The sequence below is a fragment of the Enterococcus sp. DIV0294 genome (genome assembly GCF_050558155.1).
Lineage (GTDB): Bacteria > Bacillota > Bacilli > Lactobacillales > Enterococcaceae > Enterococcus > Enterococcus faecalis.
In genome coordinates, this window is sequence record NZ_CP187889.1 from 2,746,394 (window position 1) to 2,755,877 (window position 9,484).

General features: G+C 37.4%; 12 protein-coding genes. 2 read left to right on the forward strand and 10 right to left on the reverse strand.

Annotated features, from left to right (window positions below; all coding sequences use genetic code 11):
• Window position 1: 1 nt before the first annotated feature.
• Genes citC through IGJ20_RS13245 form a run of 5 tightly spaced genes read right to left on the reverse strand, consistent with a single transcriptional unit; the run spans window position 2 to window position 3,075 of the window.
• Window positions 2–994 carry a [citrate (pro-3S)-lyase] ligase gene (gene citC, locus IGJ20_RS13225; RefSeq protein WP_161970861.1) on the reverse strand — a complete coding sequence of 331 codons (993 nt, stop codon included), beginning with the start codon at window positions 992–994 and terminating at the stop codon, window positions 2–4.
• 32 nt (window positions 995–1,026) lie between these two features.
• The gene (locus IGJ20_RS13230; protein WP_002356001.1) at window positions 1,027–1,161 is read right to left on the reverse strand and encodes an OadG-related small transporter subunit; all 135 of its coding nucleotides are present in this window, start codon (window positions 1,159–1,161) and stop codon (window positions 1,027–1,029) included.
• Between the two features lie 21 nt (window positions 1,162–1,182).
• Window positions 1,183–2,298, reverse strand: a complete 1,116-nt coding sequence (locus IGJ20_RS13235) for a sodium ion-translocating decarboxylase subunit beta (protein WP_002383526.1) — start codon at window positions 2,296–2,298, stop codon at window positions 1,183–1,185.
• A 29-nt stretch (window positions 2,299–2,327) separates the two neighbouring features.
• Window positions 2,328–2,729 carry an acetyl-CoA carboxylase biotin carboxyl carrier protein subunit gene (locus IGJ20_RS13240; RefSeq protein ID WP_002363547.1) on the reverse strand — a complete coding sequence of 134 codons (402 nt, stop codon included), beginning with the start codon at window positions 2,727–2,729 and terminating at the stop codon, window positions 2,328–2,330.
• Complete coding sequence (locus IGJ20_RS13245; protein ID WP_002356004.1) at window positions 2,713–3,075, reverse strand: hypothetical protein; 363 nt, start codon at window positions 3,073–3,075, stop codon at window positions 2,713–2,715. Before IGJ20_RS13245 ends, IGJ20_RS13240 begins: the two co-directional genes overlap by 17 nt.
• 404 nt (window positions 3,076–3,479) lie before the next feature.
• On the opposite strand from IGJ20_RS13245, the gene IGJ20_RS13250 reads away from it, so the two are divergent.
• Both IGJ20_RS13250 and IGJ20_RS13255 read left to right on the forward strand, forming a co-directional pair.
• Entirely contained in the window at window positions 3,480–4,877 is a 1,398-nt protein-coding gene (locus tag IGJ20_RS13250) for a CitMHS family transporter (protein ID WP_002356005.1), read from the forward strand.
• A gap of 133 nt (window positions 4,878–5,010) precedes the next feature.
• Window positions 5,011–5,706: a GntR family transcriptional regulator gene (locus IGJ20_RS13255; RefSeq protein ID WP_002356006.1), complete on the forward strand. Its 696-nt coding sequence runs from the start codon at window positions 5,011–5,013 to the stop codon at window positions 5,704–5,706.
• Between the two features lie 43 nt (window positions 5,707–5,749).
• On the opposite strand, the gene IGJ20_RS13260 is transcribed toward IGJ20_RS13255, so the two are convergent.
• The 5 genes from IGJ20_RS13260 to rpmH form a co-directional block, all read right to left on the reverse strand.
• Window positions 5,750–6,472 (reverse strand): response regulator transcription factor, encoded by a 723-nt coding sequence (locus IGJ20_RS13260; RefSeq protein ID WP_002363545.1) that lies wholly within the window; start codon window positions 6,470–6,472, stop codon window positions 5,750–5,752.
• 177 nt (window positions 6,473–6,649) lie between these two features.
• A complete protein-coding gene (jag, locus tag IGJ20_RS13265; RefSeq protein ID WP_002361456.1) occupies window positions 6,650–7,426 on the reverse strand; it encodes an RNA-binding cell elongation regulator Jag/EloR in 777 nt (258 codons plus the stop codon).
• Between the two features lie 14 nt (window positions 7,427–7,440).
• Window positions 7,441–8,268, reverse strand: coding sequence for a YidC/Oxa1 family membrane protein insertase (locus IGJ20_RS13270; protein WP_002356010.1), 828 nt, complete (start codon window positions 8,266–8,268; stop codon window positions 7,441–7,443).
• Window positions 8,268–8,624, reverse strand: coding sequence for a ribonuclease P protein component (rnpA, locus tag IGJ20_RS13275; RefSeq protein WP_002356011.1), 357 nt, complete (start codon window positions 8,622–8,624; stop codon window positions 8,268–8,270). Before rnpA ends, IGJ20_RS13270 begins: the two co-directional genes overlap by 1 nt.
• 203 nt (window positions 8,625–8,827) lie before the next feature.
• Window positions 8,828–8,962, reverse strand: coding sequence for a 50S ribosomal protein L34 (rpmH, locus tag IGJ20_RS13280; RefSeq protein ID WP_002356012.1), 135 nt, complete (start codon window positions 8,960–8,962; stop codon window positions 8,828–8,830).
• Between the last annotated feature and the right edge of the window lie 522 nt (window positions 8,963–9,484).

Here is a 9,484-nt window from a genome sequence, read left to right on the forward strand (position 1 = left end):
TTCACCTCATTAGTTTCTTGTGTTCTACTAAGTATTGATAACTTGTTGCTGGTAAAAACTTCTTGAGTGTCTCTTTGTCGCCTTCAGCCATCGCTTTGCGAACTTTCGTCGCACTAATCAGCTCTCCATCACTCGCTAATCGCGGGACAATGGTTAGCGTTATCGTTTGTCCGAAAACTAGTTGCATTGCTTGATTGTAGACATCGGTCACTTCTGAATAAGGCTCTTCTCCCACATAACGTTGCTGAATTTCAAGTATTGGCGCAATTCTTTCTTTAAATAACGTTGCATCAAGCGTTGCTTGAATTGCAGCTACCTCTAATGGCGCTTTTTCTTTCAAAAAATAGGTAGGAAAAGTCGCAGACGAAACTAAGTAATCTTCTGTAGATAGGACTGTCACATTGGGTAAATGGGCGACCCCTTTTTGCACCATTGCGAAACGTGCTTCTTTTGAAAACAGCGATTTATCTTCAGATAAAACAAACACATAAACGTGTGGACTTTCTTGGGCTGCTTTTTCGACTAAGTACTGATGGCCTTTCGTAAAAGGATTTGCATTCATGACAATGCTACTGGCTGGCCCTGCTTTTTTATGTTGTGTCAGGTAACCAAGATAATCGGCAAAATCTGGTTTGCCTTGCTCCATAAATAGCACCTCTTGATTCGCAACCACTTTTTGAAAGCCTAGCGACTGAAAAATTTGTTCATTTTTTGGTTTTGTATACAAAAAACTGTGTAATTGGTTTTCTTCTCTCAGTTTTTCAAGTAGTTGAACCACCAATTGGGTTAACAAATTTTCAGATTGATATTTTTTACAAACGGCCACGCACTTAATCGTTTTGCCTGAAAGCGAGCCAGAGGCGATTAATGCTGTGTCATCATATATGCCAACGGTGTAATCAAGTGCTTCTGTCGTTTGCAATTCGGCTTTTTCCATTAATTCGCGCCAAGCTTGATAAGCTTTTTTATCTTTTTGCAACCAGATTCTTTTCATTGTATATACGCTGCTCACAGCAATAACCTCCTTTATTTTTTAATTGGAAATAATTTTGTTAGTAATTTAGACGCTAGATAAATGATAAATAAAACAACGAAAACGCCGCCCCAACCAAAACCTAACAGTTCAAAAGCAATTTTTAAATCTTCCATGTTAACAGACATGTATTCGTTCTCCTTTCCGTCCTATGTTAAAAAGGCTAATAGTAAGCCACCAGCAATTACAGAAGCGATTTGTCCTGAAACGTTGGCACCAGCAGCATGCATTAAAATAAAGTTTTGTGGGTCTTCATCCGTAGCCATTTTTTGAATGACCCGACTAGACATTGGGAAAGCGGAAATACCCGCAGCACCAATCATGGGATTGATTTTTTCTTTTCTAAATAAATTCAAGAATTTAGCAAAAAGCACGCCGCCGACTGAGTCCATAATAAAGGCGACTAACCCTAAGCCAATAACCATCAATGTATCGACTTTTAAGAACTCTGCATAGTTCATGCTAACGGAAATAGATAGTCCTAGCAAGATACTAATAATATTTACCAATTCATTTTGAGCTGTAATGGATAAACGATCCAAAACGCCACATTCTCTTAATAAGTTCCCAAACATTAAGAAACCAACTAATGGTAATGACACCGGCGCAATTAACCCTGCGACAATCGTAATAACAACCGGGAAAAGAATTTTCGCTGTTTGAGAAACTTCACCGGCCCGATAAGTCATACGGATCCGACGTTCGGCTTTCGTCGTCACTGCTTTAATCGCTACTGGTTGAATAATCGGAACTAACGCCATGTAGGAGTAAGCGGCAACCATTATGGCCCCCATGTATTTTGAATGTAAGGTATTTGCTACGAAAATAGACGTTGGACCATCAGCGGCACCAATAATCCCAATCGAAGCAGCATCGTTTAAATCAAAACCTAATAAAACAGCCATAATAACTGTAAAGAAAATCCCAAACTGTGCAGCGGCACCAAACATCAACATAAACGGATTTTGTAACAATGGACCGAAATCAATCATTGCCCCAATCCCAATAAATAATAATAACGGGAATAACTCTGTTTTTATTCCAAAATCAAAAAGAACATTAAACGGACCTGGCTCGCCGCCAGCGCTCAATACGCCGGAATTAGGAAAGTTCACTAAAATCGTTCCTAAACCCATCGGCACTAAAAGTGTTGGTTCATACTCTTTTTTTATTCCTAAATACATTAATAGTCCACCAATCAGCATCATCACAATGCGTCCTGGTTCTTGGCCCATTCCTATAACACCTTGAATCAGTGTCTCCACACAAATCACTTCCTCTTCTTAAATTAATTCTAGTTAATTGTTATTAATGGTTCCCCTGGATTCACAATTTGGCCTTGGGTAACATGAATTCCTGTTACCGTACCTGCTTTTCCTGCAACGATTTCATTTTCCATCTTCATTGCTTCTAAAATTAACAATGGTTGGTTCTCAGACACCGTATCACCAACATTGACTAATACTTTTAACACAGTTCCTGGCATTGGCGCAGGCATTGCATCTGCTCCTGCTGGGGCGGCTGGCTGTGCTGCTGGCGCTGGGGCTTCTTCAACAGCAGGGGCTGGTGTTTCTGTCGTAGCAACTGGCGCTGTTGGTTGTGGCGCAACAGGTGCTGGTTGTGGGACGCCACCGATTTCTTCCATCTCGACTAAATATTCTTTCCCATCAATTGAAATTTTAAATTTGCGTAACATAATGATCCTCCTCAAGGTTTTGTTTTGAAATTCTTTTGACAACTAGCTGAGACTCTTCTGAAAGCTCTGCAGCTATACTGGCTGCAATAATGGCAACTTCTTTTGCTTCTGGATTTCGTTTTGCGATTTTTTTGATAACAAAACGACTTTCTGGAAACTCTCCTGCTGCGATGGCAGTGGCCACAATACTTACCAATTGATATTCTTTTGGCTCAGCAGGAATATATGCTGGTATATCTATCCATCGCTTTTCCAAGTTATCCGCTTCACGTTGGATAACGCTTTCATTAATCTCGGTATCCTGCGTGTGTTGCTCTTTCTTGAATAAGGACTTAAATAGGCCCATATTGTCTCTCCTTTCACTAATTCTTGGTATACGTTCATTATAGAAAAAACCGTTAAAAAACCTAGTGAAAACACTAGCTCAGATTGTTCTTTTATTGTTTATTTTGTGAAAAAAACTCTGTAAACATTGGTATATAAGCATTTATCAGCCGTTAAGATTCTATTAATATTATATTAAGTTATTAATAAGAATTTGATTGTTGAATTGTTTTTTTGATGTTCTTTTTGTTTTAGGCTATTTATTCTCTGCGAAAGTTTGTATATTCTCACACTATAGACAAACACAAAAAATATTTTTTGTTGTAAACCAGAATACTGTGAAACATTTCTCATGGCTATTCTTTTTTATTAACACCGGTTGTTAACGCTTACAAAAAAGTTCTAAAAAAAGAAAGGAAGAAAAACATGTTACTCACTATTTTAGCTTATGGTATGATTATCATCTTTATGTATGTAATCATGAAAAAGAAATTGTCACCGTTTACATCTTTAGTAATTATTCCTCTTATTTTTACTTTGATTGCAATTGCAACTGGAGTAGCGAGTCCGCCACCTGGTGCTGACGGTGTTGTCCCTGAAGTCAACATTGGGAATTTCGTCTTAGATGGGATTTCAACTACTTCAAAAACTGGTATTATGTTATTATTTGCCATTCTTTACTTCTCTATTATGTTGGATGCTGGTTTGTTTGACCCAATCACTAAAAAAATGATTTACTTTGCTAAAGGCGATCCAATGAAAGTCTTGATGGCTACTGCGGTAGTTGCTGCTGCTGTTTCCTTAAACGGAGATGGAACAACCACGACCTTGATTTGCTGTTCTGCGTTTATTCCCATCTACAAAAAACTTAATATGAAATTGATGAATTTAGGTGTGCTTGTTATCTTACAAAACACCATTATGAACTTATTACCTTGGGGCGGTCCAACAGCTCGTGCCATGGCCGTACTAGAAGTTGATGCCGACATTCTTTCTTATTTAGCACCTGGTATGATTTTATCTGTATTGTATGTTATCTTCTTTGTTGCTTATCGCATGGGGAAAAAAGAACGTGCTCGCTTAGGCGTGACAACGCTTACTGATAAAGAATTGGAAGAAATGACTATTGTTAACGATCCTGAGTTATTAGAAATTCGTCGTCCAAAGAATTTTGCATTCAATGGTATTTTAACGATTGTCTTAATCGGTTGGTTAGTCCTAAGTTCATTCGTTGGTCAATTAGGTTTGCCTTCGTGGATTGAAATGCCACCGTTATTATTATTCCTAGTTGGTACTTGTATCGCTTTAATGATTAACTATCCAAAATTAAAAGATCAAAGCAGCCGTATCAGTGCAAATGCTGGTGATGCTGTGCAAGTAGTTATCTTAGTTTTTGCTGCTGGCGTCTTCATGGGCTTATTCCAAGGTTCTGGTATGGCCAATGCCTTAGCAAATAGCTTTGTTAATATTATTCCAAAACAATTAGCCGGCGCTTGGGGCTTAGTGATTGCGTTCATTTCAGCACCAGGAACATTCTTTATTTCAAACGATGGTTTCTATTTCGGTGTCTTACCAGTCCTAGCAGAAGCTGGACGTTCTTATGGATTTGACAATATGTCTATGGCTTTAGCTTCCTTAATGGGGCAAGCGTTCCACTTATTAAGTCCATTAGTGGCATTTATTTACTTGCTATTACGTTTAACTGGTTTAGATATGGGCCAATGGCAAAAAGAATCGGCAAAATATGCCTTAGGAATTTTCGTTATTTTCGTTGTTACAATTGTTGCTTTAGGTCACATGCCTTTATTTATTCCACAAAATTAAACGTCGTCGCTGAAACCGTAGGAGTGCCTTTTCTCCTCGGTTTTCTTTTCATTTTGTCTTTTCTTGCGTTATATTTTCATTTTTAATATTATATTTATTATCTATAAAAATAACCTATAGGGAGGTGCCTCATATGAATCCAACGGTTGAAGCAGTAAAACGGAACTTAGATTTAACCAGCAGTAAACCTCTAAAAATTTGTACCTACGAAGCCTTTAAAAAAACCATTATTTTAGGGGATATTCCTGCAGGTGAACGGATTAACGAAAAAGAATTTTCCGAGCAATTAAACATTAGTCGGACGCCCATTCGCTTTGCTTTACAAGAATTGGTTAAAGAACAATTGGTGGAACATATACCTATGGTGGGTATCGTGGTTAAAGGGATTAGTATGAAAGATGCTTATGAAATTTATGATATTCGTAAATCTTTGGACACTTTAGCAACCATTAAAGCCATGGAACTCATGACACCAGAAGATTTTGATGAATTGGAAGCCTTACTTCTCGAAGGAGAACAATACAATAAAAATAACCAAGTAGATGACTTACTACAGAACTTTTCAGATTTTAATTCCTTTATTTATACTAAGAGTCAGATGCTACGTTTAAAAAAAATTGTGACTGATCTCCATGCTTACTTAATCTATTTCAGAGATATTGCGATTCGTGCCTCAGAACGTCGTAGTATTGCCCTAGAAGAACATTGGTTAATTTTCCGCGGAATGAAAACAAAGAATATTGACCAGATCACACTTTTAACCCATGAACATCTAAATCGTTCGCTTCAATTTATTTTGAAAGAAATGGAACGTCGACAAATTGAATAATCAAAAAAGACCCGCAGTCGCTCGTGCAACTGCGGGCCTTTTTTCATTTTTTTTGTACGCAACCATCTGGCGTAAAGGTATAACCAATGCCCCAAACGGTCCGAAGGTAACAAGGTTCTTTCGGGTTTTCTTCTAATTTACTTCGTAAACGATTAATAAAAACCATAATCGTATTCGCATCGACATCCCCAGTACCCCAAACACTGCTGTAAATTTGTTCTTTAGAAAATACTTGCTCGGGATTCTCCAGAAAAAATTGAATTAATTGAACTTCTTTCGAAGACAATGAAATAGGTAAATCCTTTTTAAATAGTTGATAACGACCATAATCAAAACGGAAATCGCCTACCTGTAGCTCTTCTTTTTTATAAACATTCAATTGTTTTCGAATCATTCGAGCTCGATTCAACGAAGCAATCACCTGAGCCTTAAAAACATTCAAGGAAAAAGGTTTCGTTATATAACTATCCACACCCATTTCCAAGGCTGCAATGATATCCTCTTCTTCTTTTTTGCTACTAAAAAAGATAATTGGCACCAGTGGATATTTCTCTCTAATCATTTGGACTAAGTAGTAACCATCGCTGTCATGTTCCAAGTTATCATCTAAAATGAACAAATCAAAGGTAACTCTGGACACGATATCTTTTGTTTTTTCAATTGATTCACTTTGGTAAATAAGAATACCTGTTGATTGTAATGCTTTCCAAATCAAGCGACGAACTGCTGCATCATCATCTACAACCAGTATTTTCTCCGTACGCATACCTGTTGCTCCCCCTACGTCTCTTTACAAAACTTTTTCATTTGAATTTACTACTGGAGTAATTACTGATTATCATAACATAAAAAAAGAAACGGAGACGGCTAAAAAATCATTTAACAAAGAAACGTTGGCAACTATTCAGTCCCTGCTGAGAGTTGCCAACGTTTCTTTGTTTGTTTAAAAATACTTCTTAACTGGTTCAACCACTAAATACCGATAAGGTTCATCCCCTTCAGAATGGGTTTTGATTTGCTCATCTTTACTTAGCGTGTGATGAATTTGTTTTCTTTCAAAAGCCGGCATTGGTTCCAAGAAGACTGGCCGCCCAGTACGTTTGGCTTTTTCCGCGGTGCGTTTCGCTAAACGTTCCAAAATTTCATGACGTTTTTCACGATAATTTCCGACATTCACAACAATCGATAGCTTATTGCTTGCAATGCGGTGAATAAAGACTTGCGCTAAATACTGTAACGCATTTAACACTTTTCCGTGTTTTCCAATTAAGATACCTTGTTTTTCTGTTTCTAAATGGAAGATAATATTGCCATTCTCGCGCGCTATGCGAACCATGGCAGGGGCGTTCAGTTCATTTGAAATATTCGTTAAATACATCGCTAATTCAGTAATAGCAGCTTCGTCTTCCAGATTTTCTAAAGAATGTGTTGATTCCTCTGAGAGACTAGGAATTGCTTCGGTTAATTCCTCAACTGCTTCTTCCACTGCTGTTGCTTCATCGGCAACAACAATATCTTCCACTGTTTCTTCGACCGCTTCTGTGACTTGCTCACTAATCGTTGGTTCCATTGAAATTTGGGCAAGTTTTTTTCCTAGACCTAAAAATCCTTTTTTTCCTTCGTCTAACACATCAATTGTAACATCCTCTTTGGTTAAACCAAGTGCTTGTAAGCCTTTCTGCGTTGCTTCTTCGATTGTATTTCCTTCATAAATCGGCATCTGAACGACCTCCTTTATTTTTTCTTCCCTTTTTTCTTAGGACTTTTTGCTCGTTCAAGCGCTCGCTCCCGTGCTTTGGCTTGACGTGCTGCTTCCTCCCGCTCTTTACGGATTTTGAATGGATTGTTTAATAACAATGTTTGCCCTGTTTGGAAGGCATTTGAGACCACCCAGTAAAGAGATAAACTGCTGGCTAATGAAATCCCCATAAAGAAGATCATCGCTGGCATAACGTAATTCATAATTTTTAGTGAGGCATTTGTTTCTAGTTGGCTCATACTTGAAAGATACGTACTAGCAAACGTAAAGACAGCCGCTAAAATCGGTAAAATTAAATACGGATCCGGCTTATCGAGGCTTAACCACAAGAACGTTCCTTCTTTTAACTCAGGCACGCGTGAAATGGCTTGATACAAAGCCATCATAATTGGTAGTTGAACCAACAGTGGTAAACAGCCAATGTAAGGATTCACATTATTCTCTGCATACAAACGTTGCTGTTCTTCTCGGAATAAGCGTTGTGTTTCAGGATCTTTTGAAGAGTATTTTTGTTGCAAGGCCTTTAATTGCGGTTGCAACTCTTGTGTTTTACGCATACTCTTCGTTTGGAAATGCATCAACGGCAATAAAATAATCCGGATGACTAACGTAAATAGGATAATCCCAATTCCGACACTGCCGCCTAATGATAGGAACTTAATCGCTTGGGCAAAATAATAAACAATGTATCGATCCCAAATTCCTGTACTACTTTCACTTACGGGCGCGGTTCCGCAGGCGGATAAAACAAAAACTAAGGTCACTAACCCAGCCATTAATAATAAGCGCTTATACTTCTTCACTACTCAATTCCCTCTCTTACATCTAATATTTTAGCTAAATTTAACACATGTGTTAAATTAGCTTTCACTTCTTCAGACGATAACTTTTCCAATCCTGGACGTGCAATCACGATAAAATCAATTTCTGGAGAGATACGGTCTTTTAATTGAAATAAACTCGCGCGGATTTTCCGCTTCACAGCATTTCTTGTGACCGCGTTTCCAATTTTCTTCCCAACAGAAATCCCCACTCGAAAATGGGCTTGTTGTGGTTTCTCTAAAACGTACACCACGAAACGACGATTTGCACAAGATTGTTTTTTATTAAACACCTGTTGAAATTCTTTTTCTTTCTTGACACGGTAGGACTTTTTCATCGGCATCCCTTTGTTTCTATATTTTTTTACTTCTTAATAATAATAGCATATTTCCGCTCTTTTTTAGTAGCCTTTTCTATAGAATCCTGCTTTCTTTTATTGAAAACAGAAAAAGAACCCTTAGTTATCTTCACATCTTCCAAAAAATTATGGAGATAACTAAGGGTTCTTAGAAATTGACTGTTTAAAAGACCAGACCATCATTAAGCAGAAATAACTTTTCTACCTTTACGACGACGGCTTGCTAATACGCGACGGCCATTTTTAGTGCTCATACGTTTACGGAATCCGTGAACTTTTTGGCGTTTACGTTTGTTTGGTTGATACGTTCTTTTCATGCAATTACACCTCCTGAAATTGTAACTATCCATCAATATATAGACATACTTTGATAGTATAACGAGTAATAGGGTCTTTTGTCAATAAAATTTAAGAAATATTTCCTGAGAAAGATTCGTTTCAATTATCCACAAATTAAATTTTCCTGTGAGTAGCTTGTGGATAGTTTTCCACATTTTTTTCTGTTCACAGCCGTTTTTCCACTAGTTTTACACAAAAAAACAGCCTGTTAAAAAGTTTTACACAGGTGTTTTTTTATCTGTTGATAAGTTCTTGAAATATGATTGTATCAAGCTTAATTATTCTCAAATTTTTGTGGATAACTCATTCGATAACCACTTTCTTCCGCAAGTGTCGACACCCTGTGGAAAACTTTTTTCACCCTTGTGTACTTTTTTTCCACATTGAACAATTGCTTGTGGAAAAAGTTTTAAAAAAATGCTAAAATCGACTATGCTCATTCTTTTAAGTTATCCACATTTTTTAGATAACCAAAATTTAAACATATAGGAGGTCACTGT